Annotated in this window: 22 protein-coding genes; 20 read left to right on the top strand and 2 right to left on the bottom strand. The window is 69.1% G+C overall.

What is annotated here, in order from left to right; translation table 11 throughout:
* The first annotated feature begins 3 nt into the window (after nt 1–3).
* From fabG to ETC07_RS10785, 12 genes are all read left to right on the top strand, one after another.
* Nucleotides 4–747: a 3-oxoacyl-ACP reductase FabG gene (fabG, locus tag ETC07_RS10840; protein WP_136248537.1), complete on the top strand. Its 744-nt coding sequence runs from the start codon at nt 4–6 to the stop codon at nt 745–747.
* A 125-nt stretch (nt 748–872) separates the two neighbouring features.
* Nucleotides 873–1,106: an acyl carrier protein gene (acpP, locus tag ETC07_RS10835; protein WP_016854353.1), complete on the top strand. Its 234-nt coding sequence runs from the start codon at nt 873–875 to the stop codon at nt 1,104–1,106.
* A 195-nt stretch (nt 1,107–1,301) separates the two neighbouring features.
* Entirely contained in the window at nt 1,302–2,540 is a 1,239-nt protein-coding gene (gene fabF, locus ETC07_RS10830; RefSeq protein ID WP_136248536.1) for a beta-ketoacyl-ACP synthase II, read from the top strand.
* A gap of 35 nt (nt 2,541–2,575) precedes the next feature.
* Nucleotides 2,576–3,385 (top strand): aminodeoxychorismate lyase, encoded by an 810-nt coding sequence (gene pabC / locus ETC07_RS10825; protein ID WP_136248626.1) that lies wholly within the window; start codon nt 2,576–2,578, stop codon nt 3,383–3,385.
* A 13-nt stretch (nt 3,386–3,398) separates the two neighbouring features.
* Entirely contained in the window at nt 3,399–4,403 is a 1,005-nt protein-coding gene (gene mltG, locus ETC07_RS10820; RefSeq protein WP_136248535.1) for an endolytic transglycosylase MltG, read from the top strand.
* 14 nt (nt 4,404–4,417) lie between these two features.
* Entirely contained in the window at nt 4,418–5,068 is a 651-nt protein-coding gene (gene tmk / locus ETC07_RS10815) for a dTMP kinase (RefSeq protein ID WP_136248534.1), read from the top strand.
* Nucleotides 5,065–6,054: a DNA polymerase III subunit delta' gene (locus ETC07_RS10810; RefSeq protein ID WP_136248533.1), complete on the top strand. Its 990-nt coding sequence runs from the start codon at nt 5,065–5,067 to the stop codon at nt 6,052–6,054. Before tmk ends, ETC07_RS10810 begins: the two co-directional genes overlap by 4 nt.
* Nucleotides 6,055–6,076: 22 nt before the next feature.
* Nucleotides 6,077–6,412 (top strand): PilZ domain-containing protein, encoded by a 336-nt coding sequence (locus tag ETC07_RS10805; RefSeq protein WP_136248532.1) that lies wholly within the window; start codon nt 6,077–6,079, stop codon nt 6,410–6,412.
* A gap of 48 nt (nt 6,413–6,460) precedes the next feature.
* On the top strand, nt 6,461–7,291 hold the full coding sequence (locus ETC07_RS10800) for a TatD family hydrolase (RefSeq protein WP_136248531.1): 831 nt from the start codon (nt 6,461–6,463) through the stop codon (nt 7,289–7,291).
* A gap of 26 nt (nt 7,292–7,317) precedes the next feature.
* A complete protein-coding gene (locus ETC07_RS10795; RefSeq protein WP_136248530.1) occupies nt 7,318–7,857 on the top strand; it encodes a DUF1285 domain-containing protein in 540 nt (179 codons plus the stop codon).
* Nucleotides 7,854–10,043: an ATP-dependent helicase gene (locus ETC07_RS10790; RefSeq protein ID WP_136248529.1), complete on the top strand. Its 2,190-nt coding sequence runs from the start codon at nt 7,854–7,856 to the stop codon at nt 10,041–10,043. Before ETC07_RS10795 ends, ETC07_RS10790 begins: the two co-directional genes overlap by 4 nt.
* Nucleotides 10,040–10,873, top strand: a complete 834-nt coding sequence (locus ETC07_RS10785) for a sulfurtransferase (RefSeq protein ID WP_136248528.1) — start codon at nt 10,040–10,042, stop codon at nt 10,871–10,873. The genes ETC07_RS10790 and ETC07_RS10785 overlap by 4 nt, the downstream gene beginning before the upstream one ends.
* Nucleotides 10,874–11,040: 167 nt before the next feature.
* Here the strand turns inward: ETC07_RS10785 and ETC07_RS10780 are convergent, their stop codons facing one another.
* A complete protein-coding gene (locus tag ETC07_RS10780) occupies nt 11,041–12,711 on the bottom strand; it encodes an electron transfer flavoprotein-ubiquinone oxidoreductase (RefSeq protein ID WP_136248527.1) in 1,671 nt (556 codons plus the stop codon).
* A gap of 346 nt (nt 12,712–13,057) precedes the next feature.
* Here ETC07_RS10780 and ETC07_RS10775 point away from each other — a divergent pair, with 346 nt between their 5' ends.
* Both ETC07_RS10775 and ETC07_RS10770 read left to right on the top strand, forming a co-directional pair.
* Entirely contained in the window at nt 13,058–13,807 is a 750-nt protein-coding gene (locus ETC07_RS10775; RefSeq protein ID WP_136248526.1) for an electron transfer flavoprotein subunit beta/FixA family protein, read from the top strand.
* A 29-nt stretch (nt 13,808–13,836) separates the two neighbouring features.
* Nucleotides 13,837–14,775 (top strand): electron transfer flavoprotein subunit alpha/FixB family protein, encoded by a 939-nt coding sequence (locus tag ETC07_RS10770; RefSeq protein ID WP_136248525.1) that lies wholly within the window; start codon nt 13,837–13,839, stop codon nt 14,773–14,775.
* 117 nt (nt 14,776–14,892) lie between these two features.
* Here ETC07_RS10770 and ETC07_RS10765 read toward each other — a convergent pair whose 3' ends face one another.
* Nucleotides 14,893–15,432, bottom strand: coding sequence for a hypothetical protein (locus tag ETC07_RS10765; protein ID WP_136248524.1), 540 nt, complete (start codon nt 15,430–15,432; stop codon nt 14,893–14,895).
* Nucleotides 15,433–15,493: 61 nt separating this feature from the next.
* Between ETC07_RS10765 and ETC07_RS10760 the strand changes: the two genes are divergently transcribed.
* Genes ETC07_RS10760 through ETC07_RS10735 form a run of 6 tightly spaced genes read left to right on the top strand, consistent with a single transcriptional unit; the run spans nt 15,494 to nt 20,499 of the window.
* On the top strand, nt 15,494–16,294 hold the full coding sequence (locus ETC07_RS10760) for a DUF3450 domain-containing protein (protein WP_136248523.1): 801 nt from the start codon (nt 15,494–15,496) through the stop codon (nt 16,292–16,294).
* Entirely contained in the window at nt 16,294–17,694 is a 1,401-nt protein-coding gene (locus tag ETC07_RS10755; protein WP_240724626.1) for a MotA/TolQ/ExbB proton channel family protein, read from the top strand. The genes ETC07_RS10760 and ETC07_RS10755 overlap by 1 nt, the downstream gene beginning before the upstream one ends.
* Complete coding sequence (locus tag ETC07_RS10750) at nt 17,675–18,211, top strand: MotA/TolQ/ExbB proton channel family protein (RefSeq protein ID WP_136248522.1); 537 nt, start codon at nt 17,675–17,677, stop codon at nt 18,209–18,211. Before ETC07_RS10755 ends, ETC07_RS10750 begins: the two co-directional genes overlap by 20 nt.
* Entirely contained in the window at nt 18,204–18,611 is a 408-nt protein-coding gene (locus tag ETC07_RS10745; protein WP_136248521.1) for an ExbD/TolR family protein, read from the top strand. Before ETC07_RS10750 ends, ETC07_RS10745 begins: the two co-directional genes overlap by 8 nt.
* The gene (locus tag ETC07_RS10740) at nt 18,611–19,363 is read left to right on the top strand and encodes an energy transducer TonB (protein ID WP_136248520.1); all 753 of its coding nucleotides are present in this window, start codon (nt 18,611–18,613) and stop codon (nt 19,361–19,363) included. Before ETC07_RS10745 ends, ETC07_RS10740 begins: the two co-directional genes overlap by 1 nt.
* The gene (locus ETC07_RS10735) at nt 19,360–20,499 is read left to right on the top strand and encodes a tetratricopeptide repeat protein (protein ID WP_136248519.1); all 1,140 of its coding nucleotides are present in this window, start codon (nt 19,360–19,362) and stop codon (nt 20,497–20,499) included. The genes ETC07_RS10740 and ETC07_RS10735 overlap by 4 nt, the downstream gene beginning before the upstream one ends.
* Nucleotides 20,500–20,507: the final 8 nt, after the last annotated feature.

Genomic DNA, 20,507 nt, shown 5'->3' with positions numbered 1-20,507 from the left:
ACCATGTCAAGCGAGTCTAGAGTCGCCCTGATCACAGGGGCCAGTCGCGGTATCGGCCGCGCCATCGCCCACGAGCTCGGCCGCCAGGGCCGGATCGTGATTGGTACCGCCACCAGCGAGGCCGGCGCCGAGCGTATCGATGCCGACCTCAAGGCCCATGGCTTCGAGGGCGCGGGGCGTTGCCTCGACGTCACCGATCAGGCCAGCGTCGATGGCCTGATCAAGTCCATCGGCGAGGAGTTCGGTGCGCCGACGATCCTGGTCAACAACGCCGGCATCACCCGTGACAACCTGCTCATGCGCATGAAGGAAGATGAGTGGGATTCGGTGATCGACGCCAACCTCAAGTCCGTGTATCGCGTCAGCAAGGCCTGCCTGCGTGGCATGACCAAGGCGCGTTTCGGGCGCATCGTGTCGGTCAGCTCGGTGGTCGCCACCATGGGCAATCTCGGGCAGACCAACTACGCTGCTGCCAAGGCCGGCATGGAAGGTTTCAGTCGAGCGCTGGCCCGCGAGGTATCTTCTCGCGCCATTACCGTCAATACCGTGGCGCCGGGCTTCATCGCGACCGACATGACCGAGGCCCTGCCGGAGGCGCAGAAGGAGGCCCTGCTGAGCCAGATTCCGCTGACGCGGCTCGGTCAGCCCGAGGAAATCGCCGCGGCGGTCGGCTTCCTGACCGGCGAGTCGGCGGGCTATATCACCGGCGAGACATTGCACGTCAACGGCGGCATGAATATGCGCTGAAACCGCGGCATGTGGCGGTTGCGTTGTCCCTGGGTGGTCTATAAACTACCCCGCAGCTTATTGGCTTGCGGATCTGAAACGGCTGGTTAGCAGTCGCTTAACGTGAACGACTGGAGTACTTCATAATGAGCACCATCGAAGAGCGCGTGAAGAAGGTTGTGGCTGAGCGCCTGAACGTCAAGGAAGAGGACATCCAGAACTCTTCTTCATTCACCGAAGACCTCGGCGCGGATTCCCTGGATACCGTCGAGCTGGTGATGGCGCTCGAAGAGGAATTCGATACCGAAATTCCCGACGAGGAAGCCGAGAAGATCACCACCGTTCAGGAAGCCGTCGACTACGTCAACGCCCACCAGTAAGGGTGTTGTCGGACACCGCTTGCTGAGGTGTGCCCAGGGTCATGTATCCTGGTAAGAGAGCCGTCCTGCCATGCAGGACGGCTTTCGTGCTATCTGGGGAGGGGTGCGCGACCACAGTCGGCTCGGACTCGGGTATAATGCGCGCCAAGACGACCCCGCGGGGTCGTATCACTATCTGGATCGGGAGGAGAGCGGATGGCTCGTAGAAGGGTTGTGGTGACAGGGCTCGGCCTGGTCACGCCAGTCGGAAATACCGTGCAGGAAAGCTGGGGCAACATCCTGGCTGGTAATAGCGGTATCGCCCCCATCGAGCACTTCGATGCCAGCGGCTTCAATACACGGTTCGGTGGGTCGATCAAGGACTTCGACATCAGCCCCTACCTGAACCCGAAAGACGCCCGCAAGATGGATCTTTTCATCCAGTACGGGATGGCCGCGGGCGGACAGGCGATCGGCGACGCCGGCATCGAGTGCAACGCAGACAACGCCCACCGCATCGGCGTGGCGATCGGCTCGGGCATCGGTGGGCTGCCGATGATCGAGCATAACCACAATGCCCTGCAGAAGGGCGGGGCGCGTCGCATCTCGCCGTTCTTCGTGCCGGGGTCGATCATCAACATGATCTCGGGCAACCTGGCGATCCAGCACGGTTTCCGTGGGCCTAACATCGCCATCACCACCGCCTGTACCACCGGCACCCACAACATCGGCTACAGCGCCCGCACCATCGCCTACGGCGACGCCGACGTGATGGTCTGCGGCGGGGCCGAGATGGCCACCACGCCGCTGGGTCTGGGGGGCTTCTCCGCGGCTCGAGCATTGTCGACGCGCAACGAGGACCCGGCCGGCGCGAGCCGCCCCTGGGACCGTGACCGCGATGGCTTCGTGCTGTCCGATGGCGCCGGCGTGATGGTGCTCGAGGATTACGAGCACGCCAAGGCGCGCGGGGCGACCATCTACGCCGAGCTGACCGGCTTCGGCATGAGCGACGACGCCCACCACATGACCGCGCCGCCCGAAGACGGCAGCGGTGCCGCGCTGTCGATGGAGAACGCCATTCGCGACGCCAAGCTCGATCCGGCAGCCGTGGACTACATCAATGCCCACGGCACCTCCACGTCGGCCGGCGATCTGGCCGAGAGCCGTGCCGTGGAGCGCGTGCTCGGCGAGGCGTCGAAGGACGTGGCGGTCAGCTCCACCAAGTCGATGATCGGCCACCTGCTGGGGGCCGCCGGTGCCGTCGAGGCGGTCTTCTCGGTGCTGGCGATCCGCGATCAGGTCGCACCGCCGACCATCAACCTCGATAACCCCCAGGAAGGCTGCGTGCTGGACTACGTGCCCCATACCGCTCGGGAGATGAAGATCGACGTCAGCCTGTCGAACTCCTTCGGGTTCGGCGGCACTAACGGCACGCTGGTCTTCTCCAAGGTGTGAGCGGCCTGGCAGGCGAGGGCGATGCCGAGCGGTTGATGCCGGGGCAAGACATGCCCTTCGACGACCGCGGCCTGGCCTACGGGGACGGCCTGTTCGAGACCGTGCTGGTGCGTGACGGCGAGCCGTTGCTGTGGGACGAGCATCTGGCGCGGCTGGCTCGCGGGGCGCTCGCGTTGGGTATCCCGATGCCGCCGCGCGCGACCCTGGAGGCCCTGCCGGCGCGGGCCGGCCCGGGCCTCGCGGTGCTCAAGCTGGTGCTGACTCGCGGCAGCGGCGGTCGCGGTTATCTGGCGCCCGAGGCGCCTGCGCCGCGGCTACGTTGGCAGACCGCACCCTTCGCGCCGTTGGCGTCACGCTGGACCCAGGGCGTGCGGGTGCGGCACTGTCGGCTGCGGCTCGGTATTCAGCCGGCGCTGGCCGGTCTCAAGCATCTCAACCGGCTGGAGAACGTCCTGGCGCGGGCCGAATGGTCTGATCCCGAGGTGGCCGAGGGCGTGCTCGCCGACGCCGAAGGGCGGCTGGTCGAGGCGACCTGCATGAACCTCTTCTGGTGGCAGGACGGCGCCTGGCAGACCCCGCGCCTGGCACGCTGCGGCGTGGCCGGCACCCTGCGCGAGGCCTTGCTGGCCGATGGCCGGGTGCGCGAGACCGAAGCCTGGCCCGAGGCCCTCGAAGGCGCCGAGGCGGTTTGCCTGGGCAACTCCCTTCAGGGCCTGTGGCCGGTGGTCCGGCTCGACGCCGCCGATGGGGGCTGCCTGGCGCGCTGGGCGGTGAACGATCGCCACCGATCCCTCCAGGCCGAGGCTCACGCGAGGCTCGGCTATCCCTCCTATCGTGACGATTGAACGAGGAATCCCCATGAGGCGAGTGGCCAAGTTGCTGCCGCTATTGCTGATCCTGGCGGCCCTGGTGGCAGGCGCCGGTTATCGCTACTGGCAGACCCGCCTCGAGGCGCCGCTGGCCCTCGCGGCACCGACCCTGTTCGAGGTGCCGGCCGGTGCCGGCTTCCATCGTGTCGTCGATGAGCTCGGCGAACGCGACATCCTGGCCGATGGCTGGGCCTTCCGCCTGCTGGCCCGGCTCGATCCCGAGGCGCTGCCCGACCTGCGGCCCGGCGAGTATCGCCTGACCCCCGAGATGAGCGGGCGAGACCTGCTCGAGATGCTCGATCGCCACGCGGTGGTCACCTACCCGCTGACCATCCCCGAGGGTTGGACCTTCGCCCAGATGCGTGCCGAGCTGGACGCCGCACCCAAGCTCGAGCACGCGACCACGGACTGGTCCGATGCCGAGATCATGGCCGAGCTGGGCCGCGAGGGCGAGCTGCCGGAGGGGCGCTTCTTCCCCGACACCTACCGCTATCGCAAGGGCGTCAGCGACCTGGAGATCCTGCGCCAGTCGCTTGCGCGCATGGATGACATGCTAGACCGGGCCTGGGCCGAGCGCGCCGACGAGCTGCCGGTCGACACGCCTTACCAGGCGCTGATACTGGCCTCGTTGGTGGAGCGCGAAACCGGCGCCCCCGAGGAGCGCGAGCGTATCGCCGGGGTGTTCGTGCGCCGCCTGCAGCGGGGCATGCGCCTGCAGACCGATCCCACCGTGATCTACGGCATGGGCGACGAGTACGACGGCAACATCACCCGTGCCGACCTGCGCGAGGCCACGCCCTACAATACCTATGTGATCGACGGCCTTCCGCCGACGCCCATCGCCCTGCCGGGTCGGGCGGCGCTGCAAGCGGCGGTGGCCCCCGCCGACGGCGAGGCGCTCTATTTCGTGGCCCGGGGCGACGGCACCCACCACTTCTCGCGCTCGCTGCGTGAGCACAACAATGCCGTGAACCGCTATATCCGCAACCGCTGAGCATTGGAGAGGCCATGCAACGCCGAGGACGCTTCATCACCCTGGAAGGTGGCGAAGGGGTGGGCAAGTCCACCAACCTGGCCTGGATCGTCGAGCACCTCGAGGCGCGTGGCCTCGAGGTGGTGTGCACGCGTGAGCCGGGCGGTACGCCCCGCGCCGAGGCGATCCGTGGCCTGTTGATCGACCCCGCCGCCGACGAGCCGCTGGACGACGATGCCGAGTTGTTGCTGGTGTTCGCCGCCCGTGCCCAGCATCTGGCACGGGTGGTGCGCCCGGCGCTTGCGCGGGGCGCCTGGGTGGTCTGTGATCGCTTCACCGATGCCACCTTCGCCTACCAGGGCGGTGGGCGTGGCATTCCGGCGGCGCGTATCGCCGAGCTGGAAACGTTCGTCCAGCAGGGGCTCGCGCCCGACCTGACGCTGCTGCTCGACATGCCGATGGCCGCGGCCCAGCGCCGGCTCGAGGGGCGCCTCGAGCGCAGCGGCGGCCAGCGGGATCGCTTCGAGCGTGAGCGGGGCGAGTTCTTCGAGGCGGTGCGGCATGCCTACCTGGCGCGTGCCGCCGCCGAGCCCGAGCGCATCGCCGTGGTCGACGCCGAGCGTGCCCTGGACGAGGTTCAGGCCGAGCTTGGGCGCCTGCTGGACGCGCATCTGGAGGCTTCATGAGCGAGCCTATCCGGCCGCTGCCCTGGCTCGAGCCGCGCTGGCGGGAGCTGAAGGCGCTGGCCGATGCCGGCCGGCTGCCTCATGCGCTGCTGTTCTCCGGCCCGCATGGCGTGGGTAAGCCGTCGCTGGCCGAGGCATTGATCGCGCGCACCCTGTGTCAGGCCCCCGGCGAGGTGGCCTGCGGCCACTGTCATGCCTGCCAGATGCTGGCCTCCGGCTATCACCCGGATCTCAAGCGGGTCACCCCCGAGGAGGGCAAGCGCCAGATTCGCATCGATGCCATCCGCGAGATCAACGGCTTCGTCTCCCAGACGGCTCAGCAGGGAGGCTATCGGGTGATCGTCATCGCGCCGGCCGAGGCGATGAACGTGGCCGCCTCCAACGCCCTGCTCAAGAGCCTGGAGGAGCCTGGTGGTCGCACCCTGTTCGTGTTGCTCTCGGACATCCCTTCGCACCTGTTACCGACCATCCGCTCGCGCTGCCAGCACTGGAGCCTGGGCGCCCCCGCCGAGGCCGATTGCCTGGACTGGCTGGCCGAGCGCCTCGCCGGCCACGAGGAGGCACGCTTCTGGTGGCAGGCGGCCGGCGGGCTGCCACTGCGGGCGCTCGAGCTCGCCGAGCCCGATGCCCGTGCGCTGCGCCAGCAGCTCCATGAGACCTTCGATGCCCTGGTGCGTGGTGCCGAGCCGGTGGCCGAGGCCGCGCGCCTCGACCGCCAATCGCTCGATGCCATCCTGTGGTACGGTATCGCCTGGCTCGAGGACCTGATTCGCCTGGGGCTGTCGGGGGAAAGCGCGACGCTGCGCAACCCCGACCTGCTGCCGCTCTACCGCCAGGCGGTGAAGAACGGCCGCGTTCGCGACTGGTTCCGGCTGCTGGACTATGCTCGCGAACAGCGGCGCCTGCTCGGCGCGGGGGGCAACCCCAACCCGCAGCTGGTACTCGAAGCTTGGCTGGTGCGCTGGTCCGCGCTGCTGCGTTCCTGATTCCCCCTACAAGGAGAGCCACATGTCCGCACCCAAGGCCCTCTCCCTGACGATCCGAGACCTTCCCACGCTGCTCTCGGCCTACATGCCGTCACTGCAACGGGGAGGCATCTTCGTCTCGACCCGCGAGCGTCATGAGCTCGGCGAGGAGGTCGTCGTGTCGCTGACCCTGCCCGACGAGAGCGAAGTCCTGACGGTCACCGGCCAGGTGGCCTGGGTCTCGCCGGAGGGTGTCTCCGGGCACCGAGTGCCGGGCGTCGGCGTGCACTTCGGCGTCGAGGACCAGGGCGTACGCGACCATATCGAGACCCTGCTGGCGGGCCAGCTGGACAAGGGCGCCCCGACCTATACGCTCTGATGAGCTTCGAGCGCCTGAACTTACTCTACTTTCCGTGTGAACCTGCCGATGTTTGTCGACTCCCATTGCCATCTCGATCGTCTCGATCCCCGTACCCATGACGGCGACATCGCCGCCGCCCTCGAGGCCGCCCGTGCCCGTGACGTGCGCCAGTTCCTGGCCATTGCGGTCACCCTGGAGGAGGTGCCGGGCATCGCCGCCATCGCCCGCGAGCATGACGACGTGGTGATCTCCGCCGGCGTGCACCCGTTGCATGAGGTGCCGGAAGAGCCCAACGTCGAGGCCATCAAGGAATGCGCGGAGCGCTTCGAGGCGGTCGCCATCGGCGAGACGGGGCTCGACTATCATTACGATGGTGTGTCCCGCGCCGTGCAGCACGAGCGTTTCCGTCGCCATCTGATCGCCGCCGGCGAGCTCGAGCTGCCGGTGATCATCCACACCCGGGCGGCACGTGAGGACACACTGGCGTTGATCCGTGAGCATGTCGATCCGGCGGTGGGAGGCGTACTGCATTGCTTCACCGAGGATCTGGACATGGCCCGCGAGGCGGTGGCTCACGGTTTCTTGATCTCGCTGTCGGGCATCGTCACCTTCCGCAACGCCACGTCGGTGCGCGAGCTGGCGCGCAAGGTGCCGCTGGATCGGCTGCTGATCGAGACCGATAGCCCTTATCTCGCGCCGGTGCCGCACCGCGGCAAGCCCAACGAGCCGGCCTGGGTGGTCGAGGTCGCCGAGTGCATCGCCGAGGAACGCGGTATCAGCGTCGAGGAGGTGGCCATGCAGACCACCGCCAACTTCTATCGGCTGTTCAAGGCGGCGGCCCCCGAGGCGCCCGCCGAGATTCGCGAGGCCCTGTCGCGCTCCGGGCTGGTGGTGTGACCCGGCGCGATGCCTGAGGAGGCGCCATGAACCTGGAAACCTGGTTGGCCGGCATCGAGCCGGCGGGAGAGATCCCGCCCCTGGAGCGCTGGCATCCCGCTTGCTGTGGCGACATGGCGCTGACCATCGCCGCCGATGGCCGCTGGATCCACGAGGGCGGCACGATTCGCCGGCCGCGACTGGTGCGACTGCTGGCGAGCGTGCTGCGCCGTGAGGCCGACGGCGACTACTATCTCGTGACCCCCGCCGAGAAGTGGCGCATCCGCGTCGAGGATCGCCCCCTGGAGATCGTCGACGCCGAGCCGGATGAGTCCGGCGACTGGTGGCTGACCACCAACGTCGGGGACCGCCTGAGGCTCGATGCCGAACGCTGCCTGACGGTCACCGCCACGCCGCGAGGCGAGGCCGTGCCGGAGGTGCCGGTACGCTTCGGGCTGGCGGCTAGGCTCTCGAGGAACGTCTTCTATCGTCTCGTCGAGGTCGCCGAGACCCGCGGCACGGAGCTCGGCCTGGAGAGCGGTGGCGCCTGGCAGCCGCTGGGCCGCTGGGATGACGAGGCCTCATGAGGTTGACACCGGAACAGCGCGCCGTGGTCGGCCATCCCGAGGGCCACGCCCGGGTCGCCGCGGTGGCCGGGGCCGGCAAGACCACGACCCTGGTGGCGCGGGTGCTGAACCTGCTCGCGCGAGGCGTGGCCCCGGGGCGTATCCTGGTGCTGATGTTCAACCGCTCCGCCCGCGAGGACTTCCAGGCCCGGCTGGCCGCTTCGGCCCCCGCCGGCCAACCGCTGCCCGACGTGCGCACCTTCCATTCCCTGGGGCATCGCCTGACCCAGAGCCTGACCCGTTGGGGCGTGCTCGACCAGCGACGCCTGCTGACCGCCGACTGGCAGCTCGAGCGCCTGCTGCGCCAGGCCAGTCAGCAGGCGCTGGAGGCCTTTCCCGAGGCCGGCGAGCGAGCGCTGGAGGCCGAGAAGCTCGAGGCGTTGGCCCACTTCAGTGGCCTGGTGAAGGCCGAGATGGCCGAGCCGGCCGAACTCTATGCCCGGCTCGATTTCGGCGACGATACCGAGCATTTCGTCGCCGCCTTCGAACACGCCGAGACCCTGCTCGCCGATCAGGGCCTGATGACCTACGCCGACCTGCTGTATCGCCCGGTCAGGGCGCTCGAAGCCGACCCCGCGCTACGCGCCCGGGTCCAGGGCTTCCTCGACCAGGTGATCATCGACGAGTACCAGGACATCAATCCCGCCCAGCAGCGCCTTCTGGCGGTGCTGGCCGGCCGCGAGGCGGCGGTGATGGCGGTGGGCGATGCCAATCAATGCATCTACGAATGGCGCGGCGCGCATCCCGATACCATGCTCGAGGACTTCACCGCGATCTTCGGTCAGGCGCAGGACTACCCGCTCTCCACGACCTTCCGCCACGGCCATGCCCTGGCGTTGGCCGCCAACCATGCCATCGACGCCAATCGGCGCCGTCCGGATCAGTTGTGCCTGGCCGCGCCGGACAACCCCGATACCCGCCTGGCGGTGGGTCAGGGGAGCCAGGCACTGATCGATGAGCTGGCCGCTTGGCAGCGACAGGAACGGCGCCTCGACGAGGCCTGCCTGATGGTGCGCAGCTGGGCGCTGTCGGTGCCGCTGCAACTGGCGTTGTTGCGTGAAGGCGTGCCGTTCCGCTTGTCCCGGGAGGATCGCTTCGTGTTCCGGTTGCCGCTGGTCGAGGCCCTGGCCGGCTATCTGGCGCTGGCGCTCGATGGCAACCTGCTGCGCGATCCCGGCCATCTGCTGCTGCTGCTCTCCCAGCCGACGCCCTTCGTGCCACGCGAGCGCCTGTCGGCGTTGGCCACCCGGTTGGCCGAGAGTCAGCGCTGGCCGGAACGTCACGATCCGTTGCTGGCCTCGCTCAAGCCCCACCAGCGACGCACCCTCAAGCGTCGCTGGGCGCTGCTCTGTGAGCTTCCCAGGCGGGGCGGATGGACGCCGGCGCGGCTGCTCGAGCATGTCGCCGAGGAGGTCGAGGCCGAGAAGGTGCTCAAGCGCGCCGCGGCGCGCCGTGACAAGGGCGAGGAGGACGTGCGCCTGCTCGACGTGCTGGTGGAACAGGCCCGTGAAACCGAGAGCCTCGGCGCCTTCATCGAGCTGTTGAGGCGGCCGGTCCAGAATCGTGACGACGGCGTGCTGATCACCACCGTGCACGGCGCCAAGGGGCTCGAATGGCCGCTGGTGATGCTCGCCGGCATCAACGAGGAAGACTTCCCGCACTACACCCGCGATAACCCGCTCAGCCCACCGCGCCTCGAGGAGGAACGGCGGCTGTTCTATGTGGCGATCACCCGTGCCTGCGAGCGCCTGGTGATGCTGCATGACGGCGGCGACCACAAGCCCAGCCGCTTCCTCGCCGAGACCGCCTGGCGGGACGGGCTGCGCGTGGCCGAGCGCCTGGTCGCCGCGGACGCCGGGGCGGCGGAGCCGCTGCGTGTGGCCCGCCCGGCGCTGGTGCAGCACTACCTCGAGCGCCTGGGGCGGCCGCTGGCCGTCGAGGCCGCCGTGGGCGAGATCGCCACGCCACCGCCCGCCTATCGGGTCGGCCAGCGCCTCAGTCACGCGGTCTTCGGCGAGGGTGAGGTCAGCGTGGTGGAGGGCGATCCGGCCAATCCGGTCATCGAGGTGCGCTTCCGGCAGGCGGGGCTTCGGCGCTTGATCGCCCGGCGGGCACCCATCGAATTCCTGGAAGGGGAGGGAGCATGAACAGGGTATTGATCGAGGCCACCGAGCTTGCCGCGGCGCTCGAGGGTGACAGGCCACCCCAGGTGCTGGACTGCCGGGCTCGGCTCGGCGACCCCGAGGCCGGCGCACGGCTGTGGCGTGAGGGGCATGTGCCGGGCAGCCGACACCTGGACATGGACCGCGGGCTGGCCGCGCCGGCCCGCGCGGACGGGGCGGGAGGCCGTCATCCGCTGCCGAGCCACGCGGCCTTCACGGCGACGCTGGATCGCCTCGGCATCACCCCCGAACTGCCGCTGGTGGTCTACGACGACACGGGCGGGCAGCTGGCCGCGGCTCGGGCCTGGTGGATGCTCGCCTGCTGGGCCGGGCATCCCGAGGTGCGGCTGCTGAACGGCGGGCTCGGCGCCTGGCAGGAGGCCGGCGGTGCGTTGCCGGCCGGGCAGGAGCCGGCGCTCGTCCCCGGCGGCTGGTGCCCCGACTTTCACGACGACGCCTGGGTCGAGGCCGACGCCCTGAGCTCCGGCCACGCCCTGGCGCTCGATGCGCGCTCGGCAGAACGTTTCCGTGGCGGGCCCGAATCGGTGGACCCGGTGGTCGGCCACATCCCCGGTGCACGCTCGCGGCCGAGCGCCGACAATCTCACGGCCAGCGGTCGCTTCAAGTCGCCCGAGGCGCTGGACGCCGAGCTGCCGAAGGCGGATCCGATGATCGCCTACTGTGGTTCCGGCGTCACCGCCTGCCACGACATCCTCGCCTACGCGATCGCCGGCCGCCCGCTGCCGCGACTCTACGTCGGTTCCTGGAGCGACTGGATCAGCGACCCCGAACGGCCCATCGCCCGCGGTGACTGAGTCCGGGCTTCGCCCGGGGGCCGTCAGCTTGAAGAGCGGCGCTTCGCGCCTGGACGCCGGAAGAAAAACCGCCCCACAGGCATTCGGCCTGTGGGGCGGTTTTCTTCGTTTTTTGACGGGGGAAGCGCGGATTCAGATCGCGAGCGCAGCAGTGAACCGGCCTTTCCTCACATGTTGGGGTAGTTCGGTCCACCCCCGCCTTCCGGCGCCACCCAGGTGATGTTCTGGGCCGGGTCCTTGATGTCGCAGGTCTTGCAGTGGATGCAGTTCTGGAAGTTGATCTGGAACATCGGCTTGCCGGCGTCGTCCTCGACCACCTCGTAGACGCCCACCGGGCAGTAACGCTGGGCCGGCTCGGCATACTCGGGCAGGTTGTCGCGGATCGGCAGCTCGGGATCGCTCAGGCGCAGGTGGCAGGGCTGTTCTTCCTCGTGGTTGGTGTTGGAGAGAAACACCGAGGAGGGCTTGTCGAAGGAGATCACGCCATCCGGCTTGGGATAGTCGATCTTCTCGTGCTGGGCGGCCGGCTCGAGTGCGGCGTGGTCGGCGGTGGTGTCATGGACGGTCGGCAGCTTGCCGCCGAGCAGCTGGTCGAGGACATTATAGGCGCCGCCACCCACGGTGCCGTACTTGTGGATCGCCGGGCCGAAACTCGCGCTCTCGGCGAGTTCCCGGTAGGCCCAGCTGGCCTGCCACTTGCCCTCGAAGTCGGTCAGCTCGGCGCCGCCTTCGTCACTCTCGCCCAGCGCCTCGAAGACGCTCTCGGCGGCCACCATGCCGGACTTCATGGCGGTGTGCAGGCCCTTGATCTTGGCGAAGTTGAGGGTGCCGGCGTCGCAGCCGATCAGCAACCCGCCGGGGAAGGTCATCTTGGGCAGGCAGTTGAGCCCGCCCTTGGTGATGGCCCGGGCGCCGTAGGCGACCCGTGAACCACCCTCGAGGTACTGCTTGAGCACCGGGTGGTGCTTCATGCGCTGGAACTCGTCGAAGGGCGACAGGTACGGATTCTGGTAGGAAAGATCGAGGATCAGGCCGACCACCACCTGCTGATTCTCGGCGTGGTAGAGGAACCAGCCTCCGTGGGTCGAGGTGTCGAGCGGCCAGCCGGAGCCGTGCAGTACCAGGCCCGGTTCGTGCTTGTCGGTGGGCACGTCCCACAGCTCCTTCAGCCCGAGGCCGTAGTGCTGCGGGTCGCGGCCGGCATCCAGGTCGAAGCGGCTGATCAGCTGCTTGCCGATATGCCCGCGGGCACCCTCGGCGAACAGGGTGTACTTGGCGCGCAGCTCCATGCCCGGCATATGGCCGTCCTTGGGCTGACCGTCGGCGGCCACGCCCATGTCGCCGGTGACGATGCCGCGCACGATGCCGGCGTCATCGACCAGCGCCTCCTGGGCGGCGAAGCCGGGGAATACCTCGACGCCGAGCTCCTCGGCCTGTTCGGCCAACCAGCGGCACAGGTTGCCGGCGCTGATCACGTAGCGGGTCTGATCGCCACCGGTGTTGTGCATGGTCTTGGGCACCAGGGCATTGGGCAGCTTCTGGGCCTTCTCGGCATCCTTGAGCAGATACAGCTCGTCGCGTACGGCCGGGGTGGTCAGCGGGGCGCCGCGGGCTTCCCAGTCGGGGAACAGCTCCTGCAGGGCTCGGGGTTCGAAGACGGCACCGGAGAGAATATGAGCGCCCACCTCGGAGCCCTTCTCGACCACGCACACCGTCAATTCCTGCTCGGCCTCATGGGCCTGCTGCATCAGGCGGCAGGCGGAGGCCAGTCCCGAGGGGCCGGCGCCGACGATGACCACGTCGAACTCCATGCTGTCGCGCTCGATCTGTTCTGTCATTGTATGCTTCTCCTCCCAGCCGACGACGCCCGGCCTCTTGGCTCCGCTCGCGTCGACAGGCTCTTGAAACGGTCGTTGGCTCTGGGGAACTCCCCTGGTGGGCATGATAGCCGCATTGATTGCGGGGGAGAAACCGCAAAGCCCGATCCCCGGCATGACGGGGATTGTTGGAGTCACCCGGGGTGTGGCACATTGAAGGAGTTTTTTCGGCCAGGTGCCTATCAAACGCTTGCATGAAACGCATAAAAGCATATCGGTCGGTTCTATCAAAAAGGCCGATGGCGCGTTTCACCCGTGGGTCGCCGAGCCCCGTTTCCCAGGTTCCGAAGAACCCAGCGAGGACATTATGAAGGTACTCGTCGCGGTCAAACGCGTCATCGACTACAACGTCAAGATCCGGGTCAAGCCGGACCACTCCGACGTCGACCTCACCAACGTCAAGATGGCCATGAATCCCTTCTGCGAGATCGCCGTGGAAGAGGCGGTACGGCTCAAGGAAAAGGGCGTGGCCAGCGAGGTGGTGGCGGTCACCGTGGGCCCCAAGGCCGCCCAGGAACAGCTGCGCACCGCGCTGGCGTTGGGTGCCGACCGTGCCATCCACGTGCAGACCGAGGCTCCCGTCGAGTCGCTGGCCGCGGCCAAGCTGCTGGCCAAGGTGGTCGGCGAGGAGCAGCCACAGCTGACCATCCTCGGCAAGCAGGCCATCGACAGCGATAACAATCAGGTGGGGCAGATGCTCGCCGCGTTGACCGGTCGCCCCCAGGGCACCTTCGCCTCCGAGGTCGAAGTCGACGGCGATACCCTCAAGGTCACCCGCGAGATCGATGGCGGCCTGCAGACCGTCGCGCTGAAGCTGCCGGCCATCGTCACCACCGATCTGCGCTTGAACGAGCCGCGCTACGCCAAGCTGCCCGACATCATGAAGGCCAAGAAGAAGCCGCTGGATACCAAGACGCCCGATGAGCTGGGCGTGTCGGTGGACTCCGGCCTCAAGCGGGTCGCCGTCGAGCCGCCGGCCGAGCGCCAGGGCGGCGTCAAGGTGGGCTCCGTGGACGAGCTCGTGGACAAACTCAAGAACGAAGCCAAGGTGCTTTGACAACAGCTGCTTTGAGAGGAGTCGATCGGATGAGCATTCTGGTTCTAGCCGAACATCACGACGGCCAGCTGGCCGAGGCCACCGCCCATGTGGTCGCCGCGGCACAGCAGATTGCACGAGATGGTGGTGGCGATATCGACGTGCTGGTCGCCGGTGAAGGCGTCTCGGCCATCGCCGAGGCCGCCGCCCGACTCGATGGCGTGAGCCGGGTTCGCGTCGCCGATGACGCGGTCTACGCCCATCAGCTGGCCGAGCCGCTGGGTGACCTGCTGGTCGCGCTGTCCGGCGACTACGGCCACGTGCTGGCGACCGCTTCCACCACCGGCAAGAACGTGCTGCCGCGCCTCGCCGCGCTCAGCGACGTCAGCCAGATCTCCGAGATCATCGCCGTGGAGAGCGCCGATACCTTCAAGCGTCCGATCTATGCCGGCAATGCCATCGCCACCGTGCACAGCGAGGACGCGCTGAAGGTGATCACCGTGCGTCCCACCGCCTTCGATGCGGTGGGCGAGACGGGCGGTGGTGCCATCGAGGCCATCGATAACGGCGTCGACAACGCGCTGTCTTCGTTCATCGACGAGCGGCTCGAGCAGAGCGATCGCCCCGAGCTCGGCGCCGCCAAGGTCGTGGTCTCCGGCGGCCGGGGCATGGGTAGCGGCGAGAACTTCCAGCTGCTCGACGGCATCGCCGACAAGCTCGGCGCGGCCATCGGCGCCTCGCGCGCCGCGGTCGATGCCGGCTTCGTGGCCAACGACATGCAGGTCGGCCAGACCGGCAAGATCGTGGCCCCGGAATTGTATGTCGCGGTGGGCATCTCGGGCGCGATCCAGCACCTGGCGGGGATGAAGGACTCCAAGGTGATCGTCGCCATCAACAAGGACGAGGAAGCGCCGATCTTCCAGGTGGCCGATTATGGCCTCGTGGCGGATCTGTTCGAGGCCTTGCCGGAGCTCGAGAGCAAGCTGTAAACGAGGACACGAGACCCACGCCGGTGGCGCGCTCGATGATCGACGGCTTGACCGCCCAGGGCGGTGGATAACGGGTCGGTCTCTCCGCGGAGGGGCCGGCCCGTCGCCGTTGGTGGGTCACTCATCGGCAGGGGCGGATCGGTGGCGTAGCCAGCGACTCAGACGGTGGCTCACGGCCTGCCAGCGGTTCGCCTGTGGAGGCGATGAGCGTGCCGCGGTCAGCCGGGCACCGGCGTCCTGCAATGGGGAAATGACGGTCTCGAGCTGGCGCCTGCAGCGCTCTCTGTCCAGCGCGCCGGGGCACTGGGCCAGCAGCAGGGCCGCGTGGCTGAGGGCGATGTCGAGCGCTTCCCGGGCCGCTGGATACGCGCCGGCGGCGTCGCGACAGCCGCGCAGCTCGACGGCCAGCATCTCGATCAGCCGGGTATCCAGCCAGCAAGGCGTCTCGGGCGTCGCTCCCCGCGTCTCGAGGTCCTGTCGAATTGCCCGGAAGGAAACCGCGAGGAAGATGCAGGTATGGTGTAGCTGGGCGCGTTCCGCCGGCATGGCATGGCCGTCCTGTCGTGATGTCGAGGCGTCTTCGCCCACCGTGGCGAAGTCGAGCGATCGGCCCGGGCGGCAGAGTGCCGGGGCGATGGCATAGAGGCACTCTATCATTGATAACTATTCTTGTTCAGAGTAGGGTGCTGCGCATCTGCTGGAAGTTTCGGAGACAAGCGTGACCTATCCCCAACCCAGGCTCCGCCTTGCCGTGGCGGGCCTCGCGTTGCTCATGGCCGGCACGGCGACGGCGCAGTCGACGCTGCGTGACGAGGCCCTCGATGCCCAGCGCAGCCAGGCCGAGCTTCAGGCACGCATCGACAACGCCGACGATGACGTGCGCGACAAGCTTCAGGCGCTGCGCCAGGCTCGCCAGGAGACGCGCCGGCTGAGTGCCTACAATGCCGAGCTGGCGCCGTTGGTCGAGCGCCAGTCCGAGACCCTGACTCGCCGCGACGAGGCGCTTTCCACGCTGGCCGGGACGCGCGAGGCCCTCCCGGGCCTGATGCGCGACATGGTCGAGCGCCTGCGTGCCTGGGTGGAGCGCGACATGCCCTTCCTGCACGACGAACGCGTGGCGCGGGTGGAGAGCCTCGAGGAGCGCCTGGCCGACCCCGAGACGAGCCGCGACGAGAAGCTGTCCCGCGTGTTGGCGGCGTGGCGTGCCGAGCTCGATTACGGTCGCGGGATCGATGCCTGGCGTGGCCGGCTCGCGGGTGACACCCCCCGCGAGGTGGATTTCCTGCGCCTGGGGCGGGTCGGCTGGTATTACCTGGCGCCCGATGGTCGCCAGGGAGGCGTGTGGGATGCCGCGCAGGGTGAATGGCGGCCGCTCGATGATGCGGCTCGAGACGAGGTCCGCAAGGGTCTGGCCATCGCCCACGAACGCCGCGCCCCGGCACTGCTGAACCTGCCGATCTCCCAACCCATCTCTCAATCCGGCTCGCGCTCCGAGGCTTCAGCCGGGGAGGACGCCTGATGACCCTGCCGACCGTGATGCGTGCCGCGCTGGCGGGCCTGTGGCTGGCGGGTGCGCCGCTGCTCGCCCAGGCCCAGTCGGCCGCCGTGCCCGATGATGCTGCACCGCTGTCGACCCTGCGCGCCGAGCGCGAGGCCGCCGAGGCGCGCGACAACGCTCGCCTGGCCGAGCTGGTCGACGACCGCCAGGCCCTGGAGGCGGCGCTGGCCGAGGCACAGGAGGCGCTGGCCGGCGTTCGCGAGCGACGCGATGAGCTGGATGCGCGTCAGCAATCACAGCGCGAGGCGCTCGATGCCCTGAACGCCCGCCGCCAGGAGCAGGGGGGCGATCTCCAGGCGGTCTTCGACGAGGTGGCCGGCGTCAGCGGTGAGCTGCGTGACGACCTCGCCGACAGCTGGCTGACCCTCGGCGGCGACGCCGAGCTGCCGCCACGCCTGGAGGCCGATGGCATCCCCGACGCCGACCAGGTGGCGGGCCTGGCCGACAGCCTGATGGCGCTGACCCGGGAAACGGGGCGCGTGGTCGAGCTCGAGGCCCCGGTGGCCGGCGCCGACGGCGAGGTCGCCGAGCAGTCGCTGATCCGCCTCGGTGACCTGCAGGCGGCCACTGCCAACGGCCGCCTGCTGGCGCGCTCGGGCGATGCCGAGCGTCTGGTGGTATTGCCCAAGACACCGAACGCGGTCGCCGAGCGCCTGACGGCCTTCCAGCAAGGGCAGGGCGATCGCCTGGCCTTCGACCCGGCCGACGGCCAGGTCATCGACGCCATGGCCCAGACGCCGAACCTCTGGGAGCGCTTCCAGCAGGGCGGTGCCGTGGGCTATGTGGTCGTGGCGTTGGGCCTCGCCGGGCTGCTGGTGGCGCTGGGCCAGTATCTCTACCTGGCACGGGTGACCGTGCGGCTGCGACGTCAGCTCGGCGACCTCGAGCGGCTGCGTGACGACAACCCGCTGGGGCGCGTGCTCCAGCGTTTCCACGCCCTCGGCCCGGGTCATGCGCCGGAGGCACTCGAGGCGCGGCTCGACGAGGCGCTGCTGGCCGAACAGCCGAGGCTCGAACGCGGTCAGGGCATGGTCAAGATGCTCGCCGCGGTGGCACCTCTGCTGGGCCTGCTCGGCACCGTTACCGGCATGATCGTGACCTTCCAGTCGATCACCGTATTCGGCACCGGTGATCCGCAGTTGATGGCCGGCGGGATCAGCCAGGCCCTGGTGACCACGGTGCTGGGCCTGATCACCGCGGTGCCGTTGCTGTTCGCCCAGACCGCGCTATCCAGCCGCAGCCGCTCGCTGATCGGCATCCTCGAGGGACGAGCCAGCGCCGTGCTCGCCGATACCCTGGAGGCCGGCGGCGACGCCGCTTCCGCCCAGATGACGCCGCGCCATGCCGATGCCCTGGCTTAATTCCCTGGCCTGGCTGGTCGAGGCCGGCGGCCCGGTGCTGGTGGTCATCATCGGCGTGGCGGTGCTGCTGTTCTCGTTGGGCCTGGAGCGCTGGTGGTTCTTCCGCTTTCATTACCATCCGGCGCGCCGTTCCCTGGTGACACGCTGGGTGGCCCGTGAAGATCGCGTCAGCTGGAGCGCCCTGACCCTGCGCGAGGTCTGGACCCGTGAACTGATCGCGCGGCTGAGGGCACCGCTGCCCTGGTTGAAGCTGCTGGTGGTGGTCTGCCCGCTGTTCGGCCTGCTCGGCACGGTCACCGGCATGATCACCGTCTTCGAGAGCCTGTCGGTGAGCGAGGTCAATCAGGCCCGGGCGATGGCCGATGGCGTGGCCCGGGCGACCCTGCCGACGCTCAGCGGCATGGCGGTCTCGGTGGTGGGGCTCTTGTTCATCGCTCGTCTCGAACACATCATCCGGCGTGAGGATCAGCGGCTGCACGACCGCCTGGCACGCGCCGCGGAGGACGCACATGCGTAGACGCCGACTGGCCGCGACCAGCGAGGAGAGCAGCGAGGTCAACCTGACCCCGATGCTGGACGTGGTCTTCATCATGCTGATCTTCTTCATCGTCACCACCAGCTTCATCAAGGAGAGTGGTGTCGAGATCGAGCGCCCCGAATCCTCGGCGGCCTCGCCGCGTCCCGACGTGCAGGTGCTGGTGGCGATCACCCCGGAAGGCGCGGTATGGGTCGACGGCGAGCCGGTGGATCTGCATCGGATCGGGCCTCGCGTGGCGGGCCTGGTCAGCGATGATGGTTCGGTGGTGATCCAGGCCGATCGCGATGCCACCACGGGCGTGTTGATCGAGGTCATGGACCGGCTGCGCGAGGCCGACGTCGATAACGTGGCGGTGGCCGCTCAACGGAGCGCAGACTGATGCGGTTACCGGTTTCGCTGCTGGCCGGCGCGGCCCTGACACTGGCACTGTTCGCGCTGTTGGCGGGGCTGGTGGCGCCCCCCGAGGCCGAGCCCGAGCCGCGTCAGGAGGTCACCATGACGCTGGCCGAGGCGCCGGCCGAAAAGGCACCGGAGCCGGCCGCGACCGCCAGTGCGGCGCCCCCATCCCCGCCCAGTGCGCCGACGCCGCCCCCTCAGCCGGCGCCCGCGCCGCAGGTCGATAGCGCCATCTCGTTGCCGGAGCCGGAGCTGCCGCCGATGGAGACGCCGCAGACGCCGGTGGACGAGGCCTTGCCGGAGCTTACCGAGACGCCGCCGGAACCGCAGCCACAGCCGGAGCCCGAACCACAGCCGGAGCCAGAACCACAGCCGGAGCCGTCTCCGGACCCCGCGCCGAGCCAGGCCGCACCCAGCGAATCCGCCAGCGCATCGCCGGCGCCCGAAGCCAGCTCCAACGAGCCCGTGGATGTCGGCAGCTCCGCACAGGCCACGCATCAGGTGCCGCCCGAATATCCTTCGCGGGCCCGACGGCGTGGCCTCGAGGGGCATGTGGTGGTGCAGTTCATCATCCGCCGCGATGGTGGCGTCGAGCGCGACAGCATCCAGGTCGTGGAGGGCAGCCCGCGCCGCGTCTTCGACCGGGTCGCCCGCCGCGCCATCGCCGGCTGGCAGTTCACCTCGGCCGACCATCGTCGTCGGGCCCGTCAGCGCCTGGAGTTCCAGCTGAGATGAAGACCCTGATCCCGCCTCGCCTGTTATGCCTGTCCGCCTGGCTGCTGTTGGCGTCACCCGCGCTGGCGGCGCCGACGCTATCCGCTGCCCGCATCGACGACCTGCAAGGCCTGGAGCAGCGGCTCGAGCAGTCGGCGTTCGCTGCCGTGCGCGAGCGGGCCCTGGGCCAGGCCGAGCGGCTGGCCGGTGGCAATGCCTCGGATCGCTGGGCGCGTGCCCTCTATCTGCAGCTCGCCGCCAGCGCCGAGGCGCGCCTCGATGACCCGCTCGCCGCCGCCGGGCATCTGGCCACGGCGCGTGGCGTCGCCGGTGTCGACCCAGACCAGGCGGATCGTTGGTTGCGTCAGGAGGCGGGATTGCGCCTGCGCGGCGAGCAGCCCGCGCGGGCGCAGGCGTTGCTGAGCGAATGGTTCCGGCGTCATGACGGCACGGCGGAGGATCGCTGGCTGATGGCGCGGCTGCTGGCCGATGAGGACGACTGGGACGGCGCGGCGCGCTGGGTGAATCGCGCGCTGGAGGCCGACGGCGATCCCGGTGCGGCCCGGGCCCGGCTGGCCGCCAGCGTGCTGCAGCGTGCCGGTGACGACTCACAGGCGCTCGCGCTGATCGAGCGTCGCCTTGAGCGCGCGGACGGTGACGCCGATACCTGGCGTCGTGCCGCGGCACTCGCCCAGCGGCTGGGTGATGCCGGGCGCGCGGCGGCGATCTGGGAAGCCGGCTGGCGGCGCGGTGTGCTGTCGGGTCGCGATGACCTGCATCAGCGCATTCGCCTGCACCTGGCTGGCGACACCCCGGCGCGGGCCGCCGAGCTCTTGAGTGCCGCCCTCGAGGCGCAGACGTTACCCGACGACCTCGCCAATCGTCGCCTGCTGGCGCGCGCCTGGCAGGCGGCGCGGGATCACGAGCAGGCCCTGGCCGCCTGGCGCAGCGTCGCCGAACGTAGCGGGGAGGGCGCTGACTGGATGAGGTTGGGGGAGTTGGCCCACGGTTGGGGCGCATGGGAGATCGCCGGCGAGGCGCTGAGGAAGGCGCGTGATTCGGGCGAGCAGGAGGCCGAGGCCTGGTTGTCGAGCCTTCCGGAGCCGGCCAGCGGCCGGCAAGAGGGCGGAGTCGAAACGGGCGACTCCGCCGGTTAACCGCTGCG

Source organism: Halomonas borealis, from assembly GCF_004798905.1.
In the GTDB taxonomy this organism is placed as follows: domain Bacteria; phylum Pseudomonadota; class Gammaproteobacteria; order Pseudomonadales; family Halomonadaceae; genus Halomonas; species Halomonas borealis.
This window is presented reverse-complemented; position numbering and strand designations above follow the sequence as displayed.